Origin of the sequence: Poseidonocella sedimentorum, assembly GCF_900116005.1 — a bacterium.
GTDB lineage: Bacteria > Pseudomonadota > Alphaproteobacteria > Rhodobacterales > Rhodobacteraceae > Poseidonocella > Poseidonocella sedimentorum.
This window is the reverse complement of the sequence record NZ_FOYI01000007.1, coordinates 131,835-152,733: the sequence shown is the minus strand read 5'-3', so window position 1 is coordinate 152,733 and position 20,899 is coordinate 131,835. Positions and strand designations below refer to the sequence as shown.

Below are 20,899 nucleotides of genomic sequence, written 5' to 3'. Positions count from 1 at the left end.
GGGGCAAGGAAGGCAGGGGCAAGGATGTTCGATCACGAGACCGACGGGCCAGTAATGGCCGAGGTGCCGATCACGGTGGCGCCCGGGCGGCTTCTGGTCGCGGTGGGCCTGCTCGGCGCGCTCGGGCTCATCTTCCTGCTGCTTGGCGCCACGGCGATCGGGGAGGGGCGCTTTGGCCCCGCCGCGCTGATCCCGGCGGGTGCCGTGGTGCTCTGGGCTGCGCGCGAGCTCTGGCGGTCGGGCTCTGCCGGGCTTGTCTTCGGGCCGGAGGGGCTGCGGCTCGGCGATGGCACCGTTCTCGCCGCCCGCGACGAGATGCTCTCGATCGACCGGGGCGTCTTTGCCTTCAAGCCTACCGGCGGGTTTCTGCTGACCCTGACCCCCGCGCGCCGACCCAATCTGTGGCGGCCGGGCCTTTGCTGGCGCGTCGGGCGGCGGCTCGGGGTGGGGGGTATCTTGCGCGCCCATGAGGCCAAGCTCGTGGCCGAATTGCTCGCCGCCGATATCGCGGCGCGGCGCGCGCGCTGAGGGCCGAAAGCGCGCCTCGCGGGCCGGGCGGGCCGACCTCTTGCCCCAGCGTCATGAAATTGACGTGGCCATGTGTCACCTCCACCGTTAGCCTTGGGTCAAGCCAAAGCCGCGACTCAGACGGCGGGTGACATGGAGGGACGTAGATGAGTGTGAAGAACGAGCCGAGTTTTCGCCAGAGCGTTGACATGATGTTCAACCGGGCGGTCAAGCTGATGGACCTCTCGCCGGGGCTGGAGGAGAAGATCCGCGTCTGCAATGCGACCTACAAGGTCAATTTCGGCGTGCGGATCCGGGGCGACATCCGAACCTTCACCGGCTATCGCTCGGTCCACTCCGAACACATGGAGCCGGTCAAGGGCGGGATCCGCTATGCCACCGGCGTCAATCAGGACGAGGTCGAGGCGCTCGCGGCGCTCATGACCTACAAATGCGCGCTGGTCGAGGCGCCCTTCGGCGGCTCCAAGGGCGGGCTTTGCATCGACCCGCGCGAGTATTCCGAACACGAGCTGGAACTTATCACCCGGCGCTTCACCTACGAGCTCGCCAAGCGCGACCTCATCAGCCCGGCGCAGAACGTGCCCGCCCCGGACATGGGAACGGGCGAGCGCGAGATGGCCTGGATGGCCGACCAGTACCGCCGGATGAACACGACCGACATCAACTCCAATGCCTGCGTGACAGGCAAACCGCCCCACGCGGGCGGGATCCGCGGCCGGGTCGAGGCTACGGGGCGGGGCGTGCAATACGCGCTGCGCGAATTCTTCCGCCACCCCGAAGGCGTCGCCGCAGCGGGGCTCGCTGGCAAGCTCGACGGCAAACGGGTGATCGTGCAGGGGCTCGGCAACGTGGGCTATCACGCGGCGAAGTTCCTGGCGGCCGAAGACGGCGCGATCATCACCGGCATCATCGAACGCGACGGGGCACTCGTCTCGGCGGATGGGCTCGATGTGGAAGACGTCTACCACTGGATCGGCCAGCACGGCGGCATCACCGGCTATCCCAACGCGAAACACGTGGAGGACGGCCCGAAGGTGCTCGAAGAGCCCTGCGACATCCTGATTCCGGCGGCGCTCGAAGCGGTCATCAACCTCTCCAACGCAGAGCGCGTGCAGGCGCCGCTCATCATCGAAGCCGCAAACGGGCCGGTCACCGCAGGGGCGGACGAGATCCTGCGCAAGAAAGGCTGCGTGATCATCCCCGACATGTACGCCAACGCCGGGGGCGTCACGGTCTCCTATTTTGAATGGGTGAAGAACCTCAGCCACATCCGGTTCGGCCGCATGGGCAGACGGCAGGAAGAAGCGCGCCACCAACTCATCGTGGACGAGCTGCACCGGCTGGACGAACATCTCGGCGACTCGTGGTCGATGACGCCCGACTTCAAGACCAGGTATCTGCGCGGGGCCGACGAGCTCGAACTCGTCCGCTCCGGCCTCGATGACACCATGCGCTCGGCTTATCTTTCGATGCACGAGGTCTGGCAGTCGCGCGAAGACGTGGAAGACCTGCGGGTCGCGGCCTACCTCGTCAGCATCGGCAAGGTCGCCGCCTCCTACCGCGCCAAAGGGCTCTGACGACTGGGCGGGCGCCGGAAAATGATCAATCATTTTCCGGCACGTTTTCTGATCGATCAGAAAACGGCTCCCTTGGCCGGTGGCGGCGCTCTGCGGCCTTGCGTGGCGCTGAAGGAAAGGTAGCGGTTCTCCACCGCTGGCATATGCTTCATCGGACCCTCGGAAAAATTCATTCGGGCTGCCGGAACATAAGTCGAACATCCCTTTCCCTCCTGCCCTCCACGCGCTAAACTCCTCAACATGAGCAGTTTTGACGATATTGACGCCTTCGAAGCCGGAGCCCTGTCTGCACGTGCCATGGCCGCCCGGCCGACGCCCTATCTCGATGGGTTGAACCCGGCGCAGCGCGAGGCTGTTGAGGCGATGGACGGGCCGGTTTTGATGCTTGCGGGGGCGGGCACGGGCAAGACACGGGCGCTTACCGCCCGGATAGCGCATTTGCTTACGAGGGGCCGGGCGCAACCGAACGAGATTCTTGCGGTGACCTTCACCAACAAGGCTGCGCGCGAGATGAAGAACCGTGTCTCGGGGCTTTTGCGACAGCCGGTCGAGGGCATGCCGTGGTTGGGCACGTTTCACTCCATCAGTGCAAAGCTCCTGCGCCGCCACGCCGAGCTTGTCGGGCTCAAGTCCAACTTCACCATTCTTGACACCGACGACGTCCAGCGCCTGCTCAAGCAGCTCATCATTGCCGAAAATATCGACGACAAACGCTGGCCCGCGCGCCATCTCGCGGGCATCATTGATGACTGGAAGAACCGTGCGCTCACGCCGGATAAGGTGCCGGGCGCGGATACCGATGCCTTCAACAGCCGCGGCCCCGAACTTTACGCCCAGTATCAGCGCCGCCTGAAAGATCTCAACGCGGTCGATTTTGGCGATCTGCTCCTGCACATGGTCACGATCTTCCGCACCCATGAGGACGTGCTCGCGCAATATCAGCGCTGGTTCCGCTATATTCTCGTGGATGAGTATCAGGACACCAACGTCGCGCAGTATCTCTGGCTCCGGCTGCTCGCTGGCGGGCACAAGAACATCTGCTGTGTGGGTGATGACGACCAGTCTATCTATGGCTGGCGCGGGGCCGAGGTCGGCAATATCCTGCGGTTCGAAAAGGATTTTCCCGGGGCCAAGGTCGTCCGGCTGGAACAGAATTACCGCTCCACGCCGCATATCCTCGCCGCCGCCTCCAGCGTGATTCGCGGCAATCAGGGACGGCTCGGCAAGGAGCTCTGGACCGATGCGGAAGAGGGCGAAAAGCTGCGACTCATTGGCCATTGGGATGGTGAGGAAGAGGCGCGCTGGGTTGGTGAGGAGATTGAGGCGATGCAGGGCGGCGCGCGTGGCATGCGCCCGGTTTCGCTCAACGAGATGGCGATTCTCGTCCGTGCCTCCCACCAGATGCGCGCTTTCGAGGACCGGTTCCTGACCATCGGCTTGCCTTATCGCGTGATCGGCGGGCCGCGCTTTTACGAGCGGATGGAGATCCGCGATGCGATGGCCTATTTCCGCGTTGTGGTCAGCCCCGATGATGATCTTGCCTTCGAGCGGATCGTCAACACGCCCAAGCGCGGGCTTGGCGACAAGGCGCAGCAGACAATTCAGCGCGCGGCGCGGGCCAACGGGGTCTCCTTGCTCGAAGGCGCGCGGATCGCGGTGGCTTCGGGCGAGATCAAGGGCAAAGGCGGCGCGGCGCTGCGCGAGTTGGTTGAAAATATCGATCGTTGGGGCCGACTGACCGGGGACCGGAGCCTGTCACACGTGGAACTCGCCGAGATGATCCTCGACGAATCGGGCTACACCGGGATGTGGCAGAACGACAAGACGCCCGAAGCGCCGGGGCGGCTGGAGAACCTCAAGGAGCTCGTCAGCCATCTTGAGGAATTCGAGAATCTCACCGGGTTCCTCGAACATGTCAGCCTCGTGATGGACAACGAATCCGACGATGACAGCCCCAAGGTCTCGATCATGACGCTGCACGCGGCCAAGGGACTGGAGTTTCCCGCCGTGTTCCTGCCCGGCTGGGAAGACGGGCTGTTTCCCTCGCAACGGTCGATGGATGAAAGCGGGCTGAAGGGGCTCGAGGAAGAGCGGCGGCTGGCCTATGTGGGCATCACTCGCGCCGAGGAGCTTTGCACGATCTCGTTTGCGGCGAATCGCCGGATCTTTGGCCAGTGGCAATCGGCGCTGCCATCGCGATTCATCGATGAATTGCCTGAAGCGCATGTGGATGTGCTGACCCCTCCGGGGCTTTATGGTGGCGGGTATGGCGCTGCCGGGATGGGGGGCTCGCGGCTTGAAGACGCGGCGTCCTCGGCCAATGTCTACAACTCGCCCGGATGGCGGCGCATGCAATCGCGCGGGAACGACCGGCCCGTCAGTCAGCCGCGGGAAAGCCGGGCGCCGGTCATCGATCTGGAAGCCACCTCGCGGTTTACCGTCGGGGACCGAGTCTTCCATCAGAAATTCGGCTATGGCGAGATCTGCGGGATTGAGGGCGACAAGCTTGCGGTGGCCTTTGACAAGGCCGGCGACAAGAACGTGGTCGCGAAGTTCATCAGCCCGGCGGACGAAATCCCCTTCTGACTCGAGGGCGTACCCGCCCTTGGATGCGTGCGCGGAACTGCTGAGCCGGAGCGCTGCAGCATGGCTCGGCCTATTTGCCGTCGCTGATTGGGAACTCCTCCGTCCGGGACGCGCTCGGATCAAGCCGACCTGTCTCAACAGCAATTGCGCAAGCCCAAATAAAAAAGGCGGCGCCCGGGAGGAGGTAGGCGCCGCCTTTCTATCTCTGGTGCCGCTAGGGAGGAGGAGAGCGACATCCAGAACAGGTCGTGTGAAACATCAGGGAGGAGGAGATGCTTCACACTATGTATCGGATCCCGATTTGGGAGGAGAGGGATCCGAATGTCTGGGGCGCTTGGCCCCGTTATAATGTGCGACGGTGTCCAGGGAGGAGGAGGGACACCGTCGCGAGTTCACGATTGACCTGGGAGGAGGAGTGGCCAACCGATTCCTTGTTTAGTTGCCGTAGGCGGCCTCGAGGGCGACCTGGCGAATTTGGCTGCGCGACATGCCGAGATCGAGAAGATCACGGTCGTCGAGGTGCGAGAGCTCGGCCAGCGTTTCCTGGTAGACGCGGTAGCGCGCCCAACGGTCGGCAAGGTTCTTGCGGAACTCTGCGAACCGGTCTGCAAAGCCGAGGGTCTGTGTCGTTGCGTTCAGTGCCTGTGCCATATCGTGTATCCGTATCCAGTGTGCGTCCGGCGACTGCGCCGTCGTGTTGAGACTGAAAATAAGCAAATGCTGCGCTTGCACAACAGACGATGCTGCAATGCAGCTTTGCGGCAGTTGCATAAGTAATTTGTTAAGGTTTGACATGGGCTTAGTCTGCGGCCTTAACGCGTGACGCAAGGTCACGAAAATACGATGCAACCGCTTTGATACTTGTGCGTTGGGTGCGTTACCCGCGGCGCATGAGATCGTTTACATCCATGGGATGATCTGCCCGATCCGCTGTGCAATCCACGCGGGTCCGGGCGGCGCTTCGATTCTGTAGCCGCTCCACGGCAGGCTCCGCCGGTTGGCGTCCAGCAGAGACAAAATCGACACATTTGGAAAAAACTTGGATTTTATGGGAAATTGATCCCCTCGGCCGATTACTACCATATGTTGAATGAATGAAGGGTAAACTCTACAATTTGTGGTGCTGGAGAGCGCTCGTGGAGCGCGGTTTTGACCCCTGATTTGCCCATTTGCGACGTGTTCGGCCAAATAATGAGTTGATTTCCATGATTTCCCATGCCATCCCTTTCTACACGATGAGACGGCAAATAAAGAGGCGCAAAGACCTCAACTCGGCGAAAGTCAGGTTTCATACAGGCAGCCGCTCATCAAAGACTTGCCCGGCGCGCGCATGAGCAAACATCCCCCCAGGATAGCGCGAGCCGGGCACCCGCAAGACGGGACGAGGGCGGCGAGTAGGGCAGTGGCAGCAGCTCTTCTCGCCGTTTCCCGTCAAGGGGCCGGGATTTGCCGGCGACGTGATGTGAGCGGACAGGCAGGGCAGTGGCACGCAGGTTCAGAGGTGAAAGCCACCACAAGGTGGACAGCAAGGGGCGGGTCTCGATCCCGGCCGGCTATCGCCGCGTGCTCGAACAATGCGATCCCGACTGGACCAAGGGCCTCAACCCCGAATTCGTGATTGTCTATGGCGACGAGCGCCGCAACTGGCTCGATTGCTATACTATGCAGGCCATCGACGAGCTCGATGAGCAGATCTCCGCGCTGCCGCGGGCCTCGAAGGAGCGCAAGCTGCTCGAGCGGCTCATTCAGGGCCAATCGCTGACCTCTTCAGTGGACGAGACCGGGCGGATCGTGCTGCCGGCGAAGCTTCGCAAGAAGATCGGGCTGGAGTCCGAGGCCTTTTTCATCTCCGCCGGCGATTATTTCCAGATCTGGAACCCCGAAACCTACGACACGCAGGAGCGCGCCAAGCAGGAAGCCTGGCTCGACGAGCTTGGCCCGGATTTCGACCCGCTCATCCTGCTCGACCAGGCGCGGGAGACCTGACCGGTGGGGGCCGCGCGCGCCACATCGGGCAGCGCCCCGCATATCCCGGTCCTGCTGCAGCCCTTGCTGGCGGCCATTGCCCCGGTGCGCGGGGTCTGGCTCGACGGCACCTTCGGCGCGGGCGGCTACACGCGCGGGCTGCTTGAGGCGGGGGCCGAGAAGGTCATCGCGGTGGATCGCGATCCGCTGGCCTTCGAGATGGCCGAGGGTTGGGCCGGGGCCTATGGCGACAAGATCGAGATGGTCGAGGGCACGTTTTCGGAAATGCGCGACTACGCCGAGGGGATTGACGGCGTGGTGCTCGATCTTGGGGTCTCGTCGATGCAGCTTGATCAGGCCGAGCGCGGGTTCTCCTTCATGTCCGACGGGCCGCTCGACATGCGCATGAGCCAATCGGGGCCGTCTGCTGCGGATCTGGTCAACGAGGCCAGCGAGACGGAACTGGCAGACATTCTCTATACATATGGCGAGGAGCGGGCGAGCCGGCGGATCGCGCGGGCGATCGTCAAGACGCGCGAGGCGGAGCCGTTCACCCGGACGTTGCAGCTTGCCAAGGTCATCGAAGGGTGTTTGCCACGCCCCAAACCGGGCCAGTCGCACCCCGCGACGCGCAGTTTTCAGGCGATCCGAATTGCGGTCAATGACGAGTACGGCGAGTTGGCCGAGGGGCTCGAAGCGGCTGAGGCGATCCTCAAGCCCGGCGGCAGGCTGGCCGTGGTGACGTTTCATTCGATCGAGGACCGCATGGTCAAACGGTTCTTCCAGAAACACGGCGGGCTCGAAGGGCAGGGCAGCCGCCACGCGCCCGCGCGCGCGCAAGAGGCCCCGCCGCTGACCATCCTGACCCGCAAGGCCGTGCAGGCCGACGACGATGAGCTTGCCGTCAACCCGCGAGCGCGCAGCGCCCGGTTGAGGGTGGCCGAGCGGACAGAGGCGCCGGCGGCCTCGGTGGATCGCGCGGCGATCGGGATGCCCCGACTGGCAGGAGAGAGATAGCGATGCGAGGGTTTCTCTACGTGCTGGCCGCGCTGGTGGTCATGGGGCTGGCCTTCTGGGTGTATCACGAGAATTACGAGACCAAGCGTGCCCTCGAACAGGCCCAGCGGCTGCAACGCGAGATCGGCCAGACGCGCGAGCGGCTCGGTATCCTGCGCGCCGAATGGGCCTATCTCAACCGGCCGGACCGGCTCCGGGCGCTGACCGAGATCAACTTTGACCGTCTGGGCCTCTTGCCGCTGCGCCCCGACCAATTCGGGCGGATCGACGAGGTGGCCTTCCCCGGAAACCCCGAGATCCAGATCGGATTCGACCCCGAAACCGCGACAGAGGATGAGGAGGCCCGCCCATGATCCGCACCCCGCTGCGCCCGCTCGCGCGTATCCTCGAGGCCCGCGAACTGGGCGAGAGCACCGATGCAATCGAGCGCGAGAACACACGGCTCCGCCACGAACACATGCGCGATGAGGCTCGCCGGCGGGCCGAGGGGCGGCTTCTGGTCCTCGGGCTGACCTTCTTTTGCGCCTTTTGCGTGATCGGCCTGCGGATGGGCGTGCTGGCGGCGAGCGAGCCAGCCGAGCCCCGCGCCGCGGCCTCCGGCGCGAGCATCATCGCGCAGCGCGCCGACATCACCGATCGCAACGGCCGCATTCTCGCGACCAATATCGAAACCCATTCGCTCTATGCCCAGCCGCCCCAGCTCATCGAGCCGGAACGCGCCGCGCGCGAGCTGGTCAAGATTTTCCCCGATCTCGATGAGGCGCGGCTGATCAAGGATTTCACCGGCGCGCGTAAATTCGTCTGGGTGCGCAAGAAGATTTCCCCCGAGCAAAAACAGGCGGTGCATGACATCGGCGAGCCGGGGCTGCACTTCGGGCCGCGCGAGATGCGGCTCTATCCAAATGGCAAGCTGGCCTCCCACATTCTCGGCGGCGCAAGTTTCGGGCGCGAGGGCGTCCACGCGGCGGAGGTCGTGGGCACGGCAGGGGTGGAGAAGACCTTCGACGCCTGGCTGCGCGATCCGGCCAATGGCGGCGCGCCGCTGGAATTGTCGCTCGACCTGACGGTTCAGGCGGCGGCGGAGCGGGTGCTTTACGGCGGCATGAAGCTCATGAACGCCAAGGGCGCGGCCTCGGTTCTGATGGATGTGCACACCGGCGAGATCCTCTCGATGGTCAGCCTGCCCGATTTCGATCCCAATGAGCGCCCGCGCCCGCCGGTGCAGGGGCAGGCGGCCGACAGCCCGCTCTTCAACCGCGCGGTTCAGGGGCTCTACGAGCTCGGCTCGACCTTCAAGATCTTCACCACCGCCCAGGCGATGGAGCTCGGCCTCGCCAACCCCAACACGATGATCGACACCAAGGGCCCGCTCCGCTGGGGCCGCCACAGCATCCGTGATTTCCGCAACTACGGCAATGAGCTCTCGCTGACGAAGATCATCGTGAAATCCTCCAACATCGGGACCGCGCGCCTCGCGATGGAAATCGGCGCCGAGCGGCAAAGGGCGTTCCTCGGGCAACTCGGCCTGCTCGACCCCACGCCTGTCGAGCTCATCGAGGCCTCCACAAGCCGCCCGCTTTTGCCGTCCAACTGGTCGGAGATCAGCACCATGACGATCTCCTACGGTCACGGGATCAGCAGCTCGCCGCTGCATCTCGCCTCCGCCTACGCCTCGCTGCTCAACGGCGGGCGCAAGGTTGCGCCGACGCTCCTGAAATCCACCGGCCCCGCCAAGGGCGAGCGGATCGTGAGCGAGGAAGTCTCGGCCCAATCGCGGATGATGCTGCGCAAGGTGGTGACTGAGGGGACGGCGAGCTTCGGCGAGGTGCCCGGCTACCGCGTCGGCGGCAAGACCGGCACGGCCGACAAGCCCAAGGAGACCGGCGGCGGCTATCACGAGGACCGCGTGATCGCGACATTCGCCAGCGTTTTCCCCGCCGACCGGCCGCGCTATGTGCTCGTGGTTTCGCTCGATGAGCCGGTCGAGACCTCGGGCGATGAGCCGCGCCGCACGGCGGGCTGGACGGCCGTGCCCGTGGCCGCCGAAATGATCACGCGCATCGCGCCGCTGCTTGGCCTGCGGCCCGAGATTGAACAGGTTCCGCTGGACGGTGTAACACTGACCCAGAACAATTGACGGGGTCGGGAGCAGGCATGCCGGACGAGACGGACAAGACCAGATCTTTGCTGGATCTGGGGCTCCACGCGCGCGGCGGACAAGAGGCGCGGATCAAGGGAATAACGGCGGACAGCCGGGCCGTGCGCGAGGGGTATCTCTTTGCGGCGCTGCCCGGGGTCGAGACCCACGGCGCGCGTTTCGCCGCCAAGGCGCTGACGTCGGGCGCTGCGGCGATTCTGACCGATAGCGCGGGCGCGGAGATCGCAAGCCGGGCCGCCGCCGCCGCCGGGGCCGCGCTGATCGTGGCCGAGAACCCGCGCCAGGCGCTGGCCTACACCGCCGCTTTGTGGTTCGGGGCCCAGCCCCAGACCGCCGTCGCCGTCACCGGCACCAACGGCAAGACCTCCGTCGCCACCTTCTGCCGCCAGATCTGGATGGAGATGGACCACGCCGCGATCAACCTCGGAACGACAGGGGTCGAGGGGGTCTGGACCGCGCCGCTCGCCCACACCACGCCCGATCCCGTGACACTGCACCGTGTTCTGGCCGAGGCCGCGCAGCAGGGCGTGACCCATGCGGCGATGGAGGCCTCCTCCCACGGGCTGGCGCAGAACCGGCTCGACGGGGTGCAGCTTGAGGCCGCGGGCTTCACCAATTTCACCCAGGACCACCTCGACTATCACCAGAGCTTCGAGGCCTATTTCCATGCCAAGGCGGGGCTATTCGCGCGCGTTCTCGGCGACGAGGGCGTGGCCGTGATCAACATCGACGACGCGCGCGGCGCCGACATGACCGATATCGCCGCCGCCCGGGGCCTTGGCATCCTCACCGTGGGCCGCAGCGCCGGCGCCGACCTTCAGCTTCAGGCCCAGAGGTTCGACGCGACCGGCCAGCAGATCCGCTTCACCTTCGAGGACAAGGCCTATCTCGCGCGGCTGCCGCTCATCGGCGGGTTCCAGGCCGAGAACGTTTTGCTCGCCGCGGGGCTCGTCATCGCCTGCGGGGCCGAGCCGCCCCGCGTTTTCGAGACGCTCGACCACCTGCGGACCGTGCGCGGCCGGATGCAGCTTGCGGCAACGCGCGAGAATGGCGCGGCGGTTTTCGTCGACTACGCCCATACCCCCGATGCGGTCGCCACCGCGCTCAAGGCCATGCGTCCGCATGTCATGGGCCGGCTCATCGCGATCGTCGGCGCGGGCGGGGATCGCGACCGCACCAAACGCCCCCTCATGGGGCAGGCGGCGGCCGAGAACGCCGATCTGGTGATCATCACCGATGACAACCCGCGCAGCGAGGATCCGGCGGTCATTCGGCAGGCGGTCATGCTCGGCGCGCCCGATGCGCTGGAGGTGGGCGACCGGGCCGAAGCCATCCTGCGCGGGGTCGATGCGCTCGGGCCCGGGGACGCGCTGCTCATCGCGGGCAAGGGCCACGAGACGGGTCAGACGGTGGGCGACGCGATCTTGCCATTTGACGATGCCGAACAGGCGAGCGTCGCCGTCGCGGCGCTGGACGGGAGGCTCGCATGATGCTCTGGACATCACAGGAGGCCGTGGCCGCAACCGGCGGGACCTGCGCGACGGACTGGACCGCCACCGGCGTCAGCATCGACACGCGCACGCTCCAGCCGGGCGATCTCTTCATCGCGCTCAAGGCCGCGCGCGACGGTCATGACTTCGTCGCCGCCGCGCTGGAGAAAGGCGCCGCCGCCGCGCTGGTCTCGCATATTCCCGATGATGTCGCCCCCGATGCGCCGCTGCTGGTGGTCAAGGACGTGTTCGCCGGGCTGGAGGATCTGGGCCGCGCCGCGCGGGCCCGGACCGGGGCGCAGGTGATCGCCGTGACCGGATCGGCCGGCAAGACCTCGACCAAGGAGATGCTGCGCCGCGTGCTCGCGGGGCGAGGGCGGACGCATTGCGCCGAGGCGAGCTACAACAACCACTGGGGCGTGCCGCTGACGCTGGCGCGGATGCCCGCGGCCACGGAGTTCGCGGTGATCGAGATCGGGATGAACCACCCCGGGGAGATCGCCCCGCTCTCGCGCATCGCCCGCCCGCATATTGGCATCGTAACGACCGTCGCCCCCGCCCATATCGAGGCCTTCAACGATCTCGCCGGCATCGCGCGCGAGAAATCCGCGATTTTTGACGGGCTGGAGCCCGGCGGGACGGCGATCTTCAACGGGGATCTCGGCGTGAGCGACATCCTGCGCGCAGGCGCCGAGGCGCGGGCCGAGACGGTTCTGGATTTCGGGAACGGCGAGAGCGCCGCCTACCGCGCGAGGGAGATCACGCTCGGCCCGGACGGCACAGAGGTCACGGCGCAAACGCCCACGGGCGCGGCGCGCTACGGGATCGGCGCGCCGGGGCGGCACTTTGCGCTGAACGCGCTGGCGGTGCTGGCCACCATCGACACGCTCGGCCTCGACCGGGCGCAAGCCGTCGCCGACCTCGGCCACTGGCGGCCCTACAAGGGGCGCGGGACCCGTGAGCGGATCGTGCTGCACAAGGGCGCGGGCGCGGGGAGCGCCCCGGCGGCGATCGACCTTTTCGATGACAGCTACAACGCCAACCCCGCCTCGCTCGGCGCGGCGCTCGCGGTTCTGGCGCAGGCCCATGGCGCCGATCACATGGGCCGAATCGACCGGGGCCGGCGCATCGCCATCCTTGGCGACATGAAGGAGCTCGGCATCCGGGCGACCGGGCTCCACGAAGAGATCGCACAGCTCGACGCGATCGCCTCGGTCGATCTTGTCCACACCGTCGGCCCGCTCATGCGCCACCTGCACGACGCGCTCCCGGCGCAGAAACGCGGTCTTGCGGTCGATACCGCGAGCGAAATGGCGCGCATGATCCCCGCCGTGCTCGATGCGGGCGATGTCGTGCTGATCAAGGGCTCGCTCTCGATGGGGCTGGCCGAGGTTGTTGACGCGGTCCGAAAACTCGGCCATCCCGCATCGCATTCGAAATCCGAGGACGCGTAGATGTTATACTGGCTCACCAGCCTCTCCGACGGCGGCGACGTCTTCAACCTGTTCCGCTACATTACCTTCCGCGCCGGCGGCGCTTTCATGACCGCGCTGATCTTCGGCTTCCTCTTCGGGTTGCCGCTGATCAACGTGCTGCGCCGGACGCAGGGAAAGGGCCAGCCGATCCGCGATGACGGGCCGGAAGGGCATTTCGTCAAGGCCGGCACGCCGACCATGGGCGGGCTGCTGATCGTCGGCGCGCTACTGACCTCGACGCTCCTCTGGGCGCGGCTGGACAACCCCTATGTCTGGATGGTGCTGCTGGTGACGATGTCCTTCGCCGCCATCGGGTTTGCCGATGACTACGCCAAGGTCTCCAAACAATCGAGCGACGGGGTCTCGGGCAAGATCCGGCTCGGGCTGGGCTTCCTGATCGCCGGGCTCGCCGGGGCCTGGGCGGCGCAGCATCACCCGGATGCGCTCGCCAACCAGCTCGCCTTTCCGATCTTCAAGGACACGCTGCTCAACCTCGGGCTGCTCTTCGTGCCCTTCGCGATGATCGTGATCGTGGGCGCGGCCAATGCGGTCAACCTAACCGACGGGCTGGACGGGCTCGCGATCATGCCGGTGATGATCGCCGGCGGCGCGCTCGGGATCATCGCTTATGCGGTAGGGCGCTCGGATTTTACCGAATATCTCGACGTCCACTACGTGCCCGGCACGGGCGAAATCCTGATCTTCTGCGCCGCGCTCATCGGCGGCGGGCTTGGCTTCCTGTGGTACAACGCGCCCCCTGCGGCGGTCTTCATGGGCGATACCGGCTCACTGGCCCTCGGCGGCGCACTGGGCGCGATTGCCGTGGCCACCAAACACGAGATCGTGCTGGCCATCGTCGGCGGGCTCTTCGTGGTCGAGGCGCTCTCGGTGATCATCCAGGTGCTCTACTACAAACGCACCGGCCGCCGGGTATTCCTCATGGCGCCGATCCACCACCACTATGAGAAGAAGGGCTGGGCGGAACCCCAGATCGTGATCCGGTTCTGGATCATCGCCCTGATCCTCGCGATGATCGGGCTGGCGACACTCAAGGTCCGCTGAGCCCCCGCCAAGCGCTGTGACAAACGGAAACAGGCCCGCGTCGTGAAACGCGGGCCTGTTTTGCTATTGAGTGCAGGGATCAGGCCGCGCGACGGCGACGCTCCCATGCCAGCAGCACAATCGCGGCCAGAGCAGCGAGTGCTGCCGTGCCTTCGAGAGCGCTGATTTCCGGAACCGGAGGGCAAAGAACGGGCTTCCCGGAAGCAGGATCGGTGCAGACGGTTTGAGCGAGGCTCGCGTTTGCTACGAGCATCGTGGAGGCAGCCGTCACACCAGCAAGGATCTTTTTCATCAAAGACTCCATCGTGTGGCTCTCGCAAAGGCGCGTCCTTGCGAGAAAAAACTTTCCGATCACGCGCGACCATCTTGTGAATGACGCCAAGGTCCGGATGCGGAACATCCGAGTTTTGGCGTCATGAATTAGCAAAGGCAGTCGATGTCGTTGTACAGGACGCCGAACACGAAAGGCTGTTCGAAGCCGCTGTCATCAGGATCGACAACCAAGGCGACGATGTCGTTCTTGCCGGGCATGAACTCTGCGCCGAGAGCGTCGAAGGCCAGCGCCTCATCGAGGATTTCTTTCGCGTCCTCGGCTTCACCCGCACCGTTCTGGATGAAGATCCCGTCTGCGAGGCCGAGGTCTTCGAGGGCTTCGCCATCCGTCAGGGCCCAGATTGCCGACTGGATTTCTCCATCCGAATAGCCCTGTCCGCCGAAGTCCTGATTCAGGATCCAGTTGATCAGGTCCAGGTTCTCGGCCGCAGTCGCGCCATTGATCCCGACAGTCTGCAACGCGCCCGCCGGAATATCGCTTTCGAGCGAGCAGAACAGGTCCCCGTCGTAGACCGGCGCGAGGTTGATATCAGAGCCCGCGGCGCCGAGGTCGGTGGATTCGAAGGCCGACAGGCAATAGGCTTCGGTGTAGATGCCATCGACCCGCCCACCGGTTCCAGAAATCTGGAGGGTGTAGGCTTCGTCGGACGAGCCCAGCGGGACGTTTTCGTTGATGACCTGAATGCTCGCCGTATCCGGCAGAGTCTCGCACAGCGACATCAGCGTGTTCGCGTCACCGCAGAAGGTGATGTCGATGGTCGATGTGGCGGTGCCGCCCATGCCGTCATCGACGGTATAGGTGAACTGCTCGGATGCCTGTTCGCCGATATCCAGTGCGCTGTAGGCCGTTTCGCCGTCGAAGATGAACTGGTCCCCGTCTAGCGTCACGGAAACGGCGCCTTCACCTGTGCCGCCGATCAGGATCGTCTCGCCATCGGCGATGGCCTGACCGTTGATGGCCGTGATGGTGACCGTGTCGCCGTCAGCATCGCTGATGTTGTCGGAGAGATCGACGATGATCTCCTTGTCGGCACAGCCCATCCCGGAATCGGCCGTCGCGTCGGGGTCCTCGTTGGGGATGATGATCCCGCTGTCGACGGTGAGGTTGGTCTCGCCTTCGGCCAGCGTGATGATGCCGGTGAGACCGGTCGTCACGTCCGCGTCGGAATCGGCGGCGTCATCGCTGCCTGCGTCCTGTTCGGTGAAGGCGAAGCGGCCTGCGGGCAGGACGAACTGAACCTGATAGTCGCCTGCGGGCAGCTCGTCGAAGAGGTAGTTGCCGTTGATGTCGGTCGTTGCGGTGGCGATCACCGCGCCCGCTTGCAGCAGGTTGACCGTCACACCCTCGACGCCATCTTCGTCATCGTCCTGCACGCCGTCCTTGTCGACGTCGAACCAGACCAGATCGCCAAGTGCGCCGAGCAGCGGCTCGTCATCCTTGCAGATCTCGAGCTTGTCGATGCGGACGTATTCGCCGCCATCCCCGAGGCCCCAGATCTCGATCTTGTCGCCCTTGCTGAGCTCGACATTCTCAACCACGTATTCCGAGAAGACACCGGGCTCCGAGCCATCGCCGCCGTTGTCGGCATCGAGCACGAAATCGGCAACCTTTTCGCCGTTGACGAAGATCTTGATCTTGCCCTGGCCGTCATCCTCGTCGAGGTAGGTCAGCTTGAGGTCATAGGTGCCCTCGGAGCCTTCGAAGTAGGTCTTGGCCGAGGACCAGTAGCAGGTGCTGCCCTTGATGACCTGGCCGCCGGAGGCGCCGTCAAAGCAGTTCGACTTGAAGCCGCAGAGGTACATGTCCTCGGCTTCGATGGTGATGCAATCGCCTTCGATCTCGCATTCCTGCAAGCTCGCGTCCACGTTCCAGAGGTCTTGCCCCTTGGAGATCGTGATCGTGTCAGTGGCGCCGTCGGCGTTCGCATCCGAATCCTCGCCATAGGAGCCCACGTCCTTCTCGGCGTAGGTGTAGCCGGCGACTTCGGGGAAGACGACCTTGTAGCTGCCCTCGCGAAGCTCGTCGAACTTGTAGGTGCCGGATTCGTCGGTGGTCGTGGTGGCGACCACATTGCCGTATTTGTCGGTCAGTGTGACGATCTGGCCCGCGAGCCCTTCGTCATAGCCGCCACCGGCCGCGTTTTCGGTGTTGTCGCAGTCCACGTCCAGCGTCAGGCGCCCGCCGATGGACCCCTTGTCTTCGTTCTTGTCGTGGCATTTGCTGTCGTAATAAGTTGTTTTGCTGTAGCTGCCATAGCTTTTGCTGCCGTGGCTGTATCCGTAGCTACCCCAGCTGTAGCTTCCGTAATTATAATATGTCATGCCTTCCCTCGCACGATTGCTCGGGTGACCCATCAATATTTGATAGACACTAAATTACACCTCAATCGAAATAGTAACCAGTCACCCTGTCCAACTCCATTTCGGGTAGCCCGGCGTTAAGAATTTATCAAGGATTTTTCACCCGACGTAAGGCGGATTCGCCCGATTTCTACGAGAGGTTGCGCAAATTCAGGCACTCCTGAGCCTTTGCCTGTTGGCTGGCCAGAGCTGTTAACCATATGATACGCCAATATTATCAAAACGCGTCGGCGGCTTGGGGATATCTTTGCCCGGCGAGGAGGGGTCATGATTTCAGTGCGCGGGATGGTTGGGGCGCGGGTTGGTGTCCTCGGGCTTGGCAGATCGGGCCTCACGGCGGCGCGGGCGCTGCGCGATGGCGGGGCAAAACCGGTGTGCTGGGACGACAATTCCAGCGCGCGCGAGGCGGCCGAAGCGGAGGGGTTCGAGGTCGCCGATCTCGCTGCCGGGGCCATCATGGAGACATTGGCGCGGCTCGTGGTCTCGCCCGGGATCCCGCACCTTTACCCCCGCCCGAACCCGGTGGTTCTCGCGGCGCTGCGCGCGGGCGTGACGCTGGACAATGACGTGGGGCTTTTCTTCCAGAGCTTCGGGCATGGCGCGTGGAACGCCTTCGACACGCCGCCCAAGGTCGTCGCCGTGACCGGCTCCAACGGTAAATCGACCACCTCGGCGCTGATCCATCACATCTTGCGCGAAAGCGGCCGCCCGACGCAGCTTGCGGGCAATATCGGGCGCGGGGTGCTCGATATCGACCTGCCGCGCGACGGGGAGGTCATCGTTCTGGAGCTCAGCTCCTACCAGACCGATCTCGCCCGGGCGCTGACCCCGGACATCGCGGTCTTTACCAATCTTTCGCCCGATCACCTTGACCGCCACGCCGGGCTCGGCGGGTATTTCGCCGCCAAGCGGCGCCTCTTTGCCGAAGGCGGGCCGGACCGGGCGGTCATCGGGATCGACGAGGTGGAGGGGCTCTACCTCGCCAATCAGCTGGCCGAATCGGCTTCCGATGATCGGGTGATCCGCGTTTCCTCCGGCGGGCAGCCCGGCCCGGGCTGGAGCGTCACGGCGCGCAAGGGGTTCCTCGCCGAACGCCGCAAGGGGCGCCAGGTGGACAGCATCGATCTGCGCGACATCGCCTCCCTGCCGGGCGCGCATAACCACCAGAACGCCTGCGCGGCCTATGCGGTCTGCCGCGCTCTGGGCCAGGCGCCCAAGTCGATCGCCGCCGGGCTGCGCAGCTATGGCGGGCTGCCGCACCGGAGCCAGTATCTCGGCGCTCGCGGCGGGGTCGGCTTCGTCAATGACAGCAAGGCCACCAACGTCGACAGCGCGCTTCAGGCGCTCCTGGCCTTCCCGCGCATCCGGTGGATTTGCGGCGGGCTGATGAAGGAGGGCGGGTTGGAGGCGCTTGCGCCGGGGCTCGGGCATGTGGCCAAGGCCTATGTGATCGGGCGGGAGGCGCCGGGCTTCGCACTGCACCTCACGGGCATCGAGACGGAAATCTGCGGCGACATGGCCACCGCCGTGCGGCGGGCCGCCGAGGACGCGGAGGAGGGCGAGACCGTCCTGCTCGCCCCGGCGGCGGCGAGCTTTGACCAGTACGACAATTTCGAACGGCGCGGCGAGGATTTCGCGGCGCAGGTGGCGCAGGTCTTGCAGGAAAGCTAGAGCCCGTGCTCGGCGGCATAGGCCCGCGAGCGCGCCCGCACTGTCGCGAAAGCACCGCTGTCAAAGGCCTGTTTATGTACCACGCCGAGCTGCACCGGGATCATGTCGAACTTCAGGATCTGGGCGATTGCCATCCGGTGGTTGCCGATCATCCCGAAAATCGGCTCGCCAGAGCGGGTGAGGTGGACGAAGACGCCACCCTTCTCACGCGTCACCCCAAGCCGCCGCTTTGCGAAAGATCGGAACCGACCCTCGGCGCGGATCGCATCGTAGAGCGCGTCGATCTCCTGATAGCGGCGCTCGACATCCTCGGGCGTGCGGCAGGAATCGAAGCTGCCCCGGCGCTCGATCATCCGCCGCATCATGTCGTAAACGCCCGTCTCCTCCCAGCTCAGCCCCTTGCGGAAGTGCTTCCGGCAGGCGCGGATCTTGGGGCTCTTCTTTAACTTGCGCGTGGCAAGGTCCCAGTCGCCATCGAGGATCAACCCGCTGTGGCGGCGCGAGAGTTTGGGCACGCCGGGCTTGTGCTTGGCATAGCTCCGCTTGATCTGGCGCGGATCGACAAACAGCCGCTCATAGCTTTGGGGGGCGGCCTCGCCATAGCGCGCCAGGTAGTGAAGATCGCGCAGGTGTCGCAGCACTGGTCTCGGCCGTCCGGATGCAGGGGGCCGGGCGGGGCCGGCACGTGTCAGTTTTCTGACACTGCAATCTGGTCCTGCGGTCCGGGGTTTTCAAGGCCGCGCGTCGCGGTCAGGCGGCTTGCGGGCTCAGCGTGTACTGGTTGCGGCCCTGGCTCTTGGAGCCATAGAGCGCGTCATCGGCCTCGGCCATGAGGCGCGCGATGGTGGGCGAGCCGCCGCTGAGGCCGGGCGACGCGATCGAGACCCCGATCGAGACCGAGACCCCGATTTCTTCCCCGAGCCCCTCGACCCGCACCGGCGCGGCATTGACCACACCGCAGAGCCGGGCCGCGGCTTTTTCGGCCTGGCCCCGGTCAGTGTCGGGCAGGACGACGAGGAATTCCTCTCCGCCGATCCGGGCAATGAGATCCTTGGCGCGCAGGTTGTCGCGCAGCCGGCTGGCGACTTCGACGAGCACGCTGTCGCCGGCGGGGTGGCCGAAGCGATCATTGACGGATTTGAAGTGATCGAGGTCGATCAGCATGACCGCGAAATCACGCCCGTTGCGCAGCGCCGCCTCGCGCACGCGCGACAGATGCGGCAGCGCGTAGCGCCGGTTGTAGAGACCCGTGAGCGGATCGGTTACCGCCGCGCGCAGCCCGTCGCGCACATCGGCGCGGAGCGCATCGGCGAGCCGTTTGCGCCGGACCTGCGTCTTGATCCGCTGGACCAGCTCGCGCGGATCTGCGCCGGGGCGGAGCAGGTCGCTTGCGCCGAGATCGAAGGCACGGGCCGCGATGCTGCTCTCCACCTGCGCCTCGGTGAGGATAACCGGGCAGTGACGCGTGGCGCCGCGCGAGCGCAGCTCCGTCATGAGCTCCAGCCCGTCGTCCTTGGACATGAGCCCGGCGGGGATGACGAAGACATCCGGCTGCGGGCTGTCATCCTTGCGGCCGAGCGTTTCATCGCGGCTCAGGATCATGACCTCATCTTCACACAGCGTGGAGACGGAGCGCCGCAGGCGCATCCCTTCGGCCGGATCGGCCACAACGAAGGCGATGAGGGCCGGGTCCATGATCGGTTGATTGGCCTCGGCAAACCCGAGCGCGGCATGGGTTCCATCGCGCAGATGCAGCTCCTGCTCGGTTTCCCGCGCGCGCAGCAGGTTGCGCACACGTGCCAGCAAAAGCGATTCTTCCGGCGGTTTGTCGAGAATGTCATCGGCCCCGGCGGCGAGCGCCTTGAGCCGCAATTCGGGGTCATCATCGGCGGTAAGCAGCAGGACGGGGATGTGCATCGTGCTTGGATCGGCCTTGATCGTGCGGCAGAGCGTGAGCCCATGGGTGCCTCCGAGCCGGGCATCCGCGATGACCATATCCAGCCCGCCCCGGCGCATGGCCTTGCGCGCCGCCGCGGCTGTCTCGGCAAGCTGCACATCATAATAGGCCGAAGACAGTTTGACCTTCAGCACGATCCGGTTGGTAGCTACCTCGTCCGCGACTAGGATCCGTCCACCCATACCCTGACCTTCTAGCTTGCTCTTGTCCGATGCTGCACTTAACGGGACAAGTGGTTAAGAAACCCTTTCAGGAGTTCTCGAGTTGGAAACGGTTCGGCGAAATTCGGCGCAATTGGCCGAGCAGGTTCTCGACTGGCTGATCGCGACGCCGGATCTTCTGGGCGTCTTCATGGGCGCGACCGGGGCCGATGCGGAGGACCTTCGCGCGCCGGAGCCGGCGCCGGAACTTCTGGCCTCGGTGCTCGACTTCCTGATGCTCGATGATGCCTGGGTCCTGCGATTCTGCGGGGAGGCCGGGGTCGAGCCGACCCGGATCGCCGAGGCGCGCGCCGGATTGCCGGGCGGCGACAGACCGCACTGGACCTGAGCCGCCCGCTCTGCAGCTTTTTCCCGCCGAAACGGGCCGCATCCGCCACGACCCTTCCGAGATTCAGAAATTCTTAAACCTCGCTGTTTCAGGCTCCCTCCAAACAGGGACGTCCCGCCATGCTCCCCGCCCGTGGGCGGAGCAACAATGTGGATAATTTTGTTGTAATG

Annotated in this window: 17 protein-coding genes; 12 read left to right on the top strand and 5 right to left on the bottom strand. The window is 65.1% G+C overall.

Going from position 1 to position 20,899, the window contains the following annotated elements:
• Positions 1 to 24: 24 nt before the first annotated feature.
• The 3 genes from BM353_RS11505 (at position 25) to BM353_RS11495 (ending at position 4,691) form a co-directional block, all read left to right on the top strand.
• Positions 25 to 528 (top strand): hypothetical protein, encoded by a 504-nt coding sequence (locus BM353_RS11505; protein WP_092080992.1) that lies wholly within the window; start codon positions 25 to 27, stop codon positions 526 to 528.
• A gap of 146 nt (positions 529 to 674) precedes the next feature.
• Positions 675 to 2,105 carry a Glu/Leu/Phe/Val family dehydrogenase gene (locus tag BM353_RS11500; protein ID WP_092080990.1) on the top strand — a complete coding sequence of 477 codons (1,431 nt, stop codon included), beginning with the start codon at positions 675 to 677 and terminating at the stop codon, positions 2,103 to 2,105.
• Positions 2,106 to 2,345: 240 nt separating this feature from the next.
• Entirely contained in the window at positions 2,346 to 4,691 is a 2,346-nt protein-coding gene (locus tag BM353_RS11495) for an ATP-dependent helicase (RefSeq protein WP_092080988.1), read from the top strand.
• Positions 4,692 to 5,126: 435 nt separating this feature from the next.
• On the opposite strand, the gene BM353_RS11490 is transcribed toward BM353_RS11495, so the two are convergent.
• Complete coding sequence (locus tag BM353_RS11490) at positions 5,127 to 5,342, bottom strand: YjiS-like domain-containing protein (protein ID WP_092080986.1); 216 nt, start codon at positions 5,340 to 5,342, stop codon at positions 5,127 to 5,129.
• An 831-nt stretch (positions 5,343 to 6,173) separates the two neighbouring features.
• Here BM353_RS11490 and mraZ point away from each other — a divergent pair.
• Genes mraZ through mraY form a run of 7 tightly spaced genes read left to right on the top strand, consistent with a single transcriptional unit; the run spans position 6,174 to position 13,858 of the window.
• A complete protein-coding gene (gene mraZ, locus BM353_RS11485) occupies positions 6,174 to 6,677 on the top strand; it encodes a division/cell wall cluster transcriptional repressor MraZ (RefSeq protein ID WP_092080984.1) in 504 nt (167 codons plus the stop codon).
• A 3-nt stretch (positions 6,678 to 6,680) separates the two neighbouring features.
• On the top strand, positions 6,681 to 7,673 hold the full coding sequence (gene rsmH / locus BM353_RS11480) for a 16S rRNA (cytosine(1402)-N(4))-methyltransferase RsmH (RefSeq protein ID WP_092080982.1): 993 nt from the start codon (positions 6,681 to 6,683) through the stop codon (positions 7,671 to 7,673).
• Between the two features lie 2 nt (positions 7,674 to 7,675).
• Complete coding sequence (ftsL, locus tag BM353_RS11475; protein ID WP_092080980.1) at positions 7,676 to 8,026, top strand: cell division protein FtsL; 351 nt, start codon at positions 7,676 to 7,678, stop codon at positions 8,024 to 8,026.
• A complete protein-coding gene (locus tag BM353_RS11470; protein WP_092080978.1) occupies positions 8,023 to 9,810 on the top strand; it encodes a peptidoglycan D,D-transpeptidase FtsI family protein in 1,788 nt (595 codons plus the stop codon). The genes ftsL and BM353_RS11470 overlap by 4 nt, the downstream gene beginning before the upstream one ends.
• A 17-nt stretch (positions 9,811 to 9,827) precedes the next feature.
• A complete protein-coding gene (locus BM353_RS11465; RefSeq protein ID WP_092080976.1) occupies positions 9,828 to 11,321 on the top strand; it encodes a UDP-N-acetylmuramoyl-L-alanyl-D-glutamate--2,6-diaminopimelate ligase in 1,494 nt (497 codons plus the stop codon).
• On the top strand, positions 11,318 to 12,775 hold the full coding sequence (locus BM353_RS11460) for a UDP-N-acetylmuramoyl-tripeptide--D-alanyl-D-alanine ligase (RefSeq protein ID WP_092080974.1): 1,458 nt from the start codon (positions 11,318 to 11,320) through the stop codon (positions 12,773 to 12,775). The genes BM353_RS11465 and BM353_RS11460 overlap by 4 nt, the downstream gene beginning before the upstream one ends.
• Positions 12,776 to 13,858 carry a phospho-N-acetylmuramoyl-pentapeptide-transferase gene (gene mraY, locus BM353_RS11455; RefSeq protein WP_092080972.1) on the top strand — a complete coding sequence of 361 codons (1,083 nt, stop codon included), beginning with the start codon at positions 12,776 to 12,778 and terminating at the stop codon, positions 13,856 to 13,858.
• A 79-nt stretch (positions 13,859 to 13,937) separates the two neighbouring features.
• On the opposite strand, the gene BM353_RS11450 is transcribed toward mraY, so the two are convergent.
• Together BM353_RS11450 and BM353_RS11445 are read right to left on the bottom strand one after the other, a co-directional pair.
• A complete protein-coding gene (locus BM353_RS11450) occupies positions 13,938 to 14,150 on the bottom strand; it encodes a hypothetical protein (protein ID WP_143104153.1) in 213 nt (70 codons plus the stop codon).
• 128 nt (positions 14,151 to 14,278) lie between these two features.
• Entirely contained in the window at positions 14,279 to 16,513 is a 2,235-nt protein-coding gene (locus BM353_RS11445; protein ID WP_177220542.1) for an SdrD B-like domain-containing protein, read from the bottom strand.
• Between the two features lie 306 nt (positions 16,514 to 16,819).
• Here BM353_RS11445 and murD point away from each other — a divergent pair, with 306 nt between their 5' ends.
• Complete coding sequence (gene murD, locus BM353_RS11440; protein WP_092080966.1) at positions 16,820 to 18,223, top strand: UDP-N-acetylmuramoyl-L-alanine--D-glutamate ligase; 1,404 nt, start codon at positions 16,820 to 16,822, stop codon at positions 18,221 to 18,223.
• Here the strand turns inward: murD and BM353_RS11435 are convergent.
• Positions 18,220 to 18,864: a hypothetical protein gene (locus tag BM353_RS11435; protein ID WP_092080964.1), complete on the bottom strand. Its 645-nt coding sequence runs from the start codon at positions 18,862 to 18,864 to the stop codon at positions 18,220 to 18,222. The genes murD and BM353_RS11435 overlap by 4 nt on opposite strands.
• 109 nt (positions 18,865 to 18,973) lie before the next feature.
• A complete protein-coding gene (locus BM353_RS11430) occupies positions 18,974 to 20,362 on the bottom strand; it encodes a diguanylate cyclase (protein ID WP_092080962.1) in 1,389 nt (462 codons plus the stop codon).
• Between the two features lie 82 nt (positions 20,363 to 20,444).
• On the opposite strand from BM353_RS11430, the gene BM353_RS11425 reads away from it, so the two are divergent.
• A complete protein-coding gene (locus BM353_RS11425; RefSeq protein ID WP_092080960.1) occupies positions 20,445 to 20,729 on the top strand; it encodes a DUF3572 domain-containing protein in 285 nt (94 codons plus the stop codon).
• Positions 20,730 to 20,899: the final 170 nt, after the last annotated feature.

Coding starts and splice junctions, on each gene's coding strand:
- BM353_RS11505 (WP_092080992.1), top strand. CDS start 25: ATGTTCGATCACGAGACCGACGGGCCAGTAATGGCCGAGGTGCCGATC.
- BM353_RS11500 (WP_092080990.1), top strand. CDS start 675: ATGAGTGTGAAGAACGAGCCGAGTTTTCGCCAGAGCGTTGACATGATG.
- BM353_RS11495 (WP_092080988.1), top strand. CDS start 2,346: ATGAGCAGTTTTGACGATATTGACGCCTTCGAAGCCGGAGCCCTGTCT.
- BM353_RS11490 (WP_092080986.1), bottom strand. CDS start 5,342: ATGGCACAGGCACTGAACGCAACGACACAGACCCTCGGCTTTGCAGAC.
- ftsL (WP_092080980.1), top strand. CDS start 7,676: ATGCGAGGGTTTCTCTACGTGCTGGCCGCGCTGGTGGTCATGGGGCTG.
- BM353_RS11470 (WP_092080978.1), top strand. CDS start 8,023: ATGATCCGCACCCCGCTGCGCCCGCTCGCGCGTATCCTCGAGGCCCGC.
- BM353_RS11465 (WP_092080976.1), top strand. CDS start 9,828: ATGCCGGACGAGACGGACAAGACCAGATCTTTGCTGGATCTGGGGCTC.
- BM353_RS11460 (WP_092080974.1), top strand. CDS start 11,318: ATGATGCTCTGGACATCACAGGAGGCCGTGGCCGCAACCGGCGGGACC.
- mraY (WP_092080972.1), top strand. CDS start 12,776: ATGTTATACTGGCTCACCAGCCTCTCCGACGGCGGCGACGTCTTCAAC.
- BM353_RS11450 (WP_143104153.1), bottom strand. CDS start 14,150: ATGAAAAAGATCCTTGCTGGTGTGACGGCTGCCTCCACGATGCTCGTA.
- BM353_RS11445 (WP_177220542.1), bottom strand. CDS start 16,513: ATGACATATTATAATTACGGAAGCTACAGCTGGGGTAGCTACGGATAC.
- murD (WP_092080966.1), top strand. CDS start 16,820: ATGATTTCAGTGCGCGGGATGGTTGGGGCGCGGGTTGGTGTCCTCGGG.
- BM353_RS11430 (WP_092080962.1), bottom strand. CDS start 20,362: ATGGGTGGACGGATCCTAGTCGCGGACGAGGTAGCTACCAACCGGATC.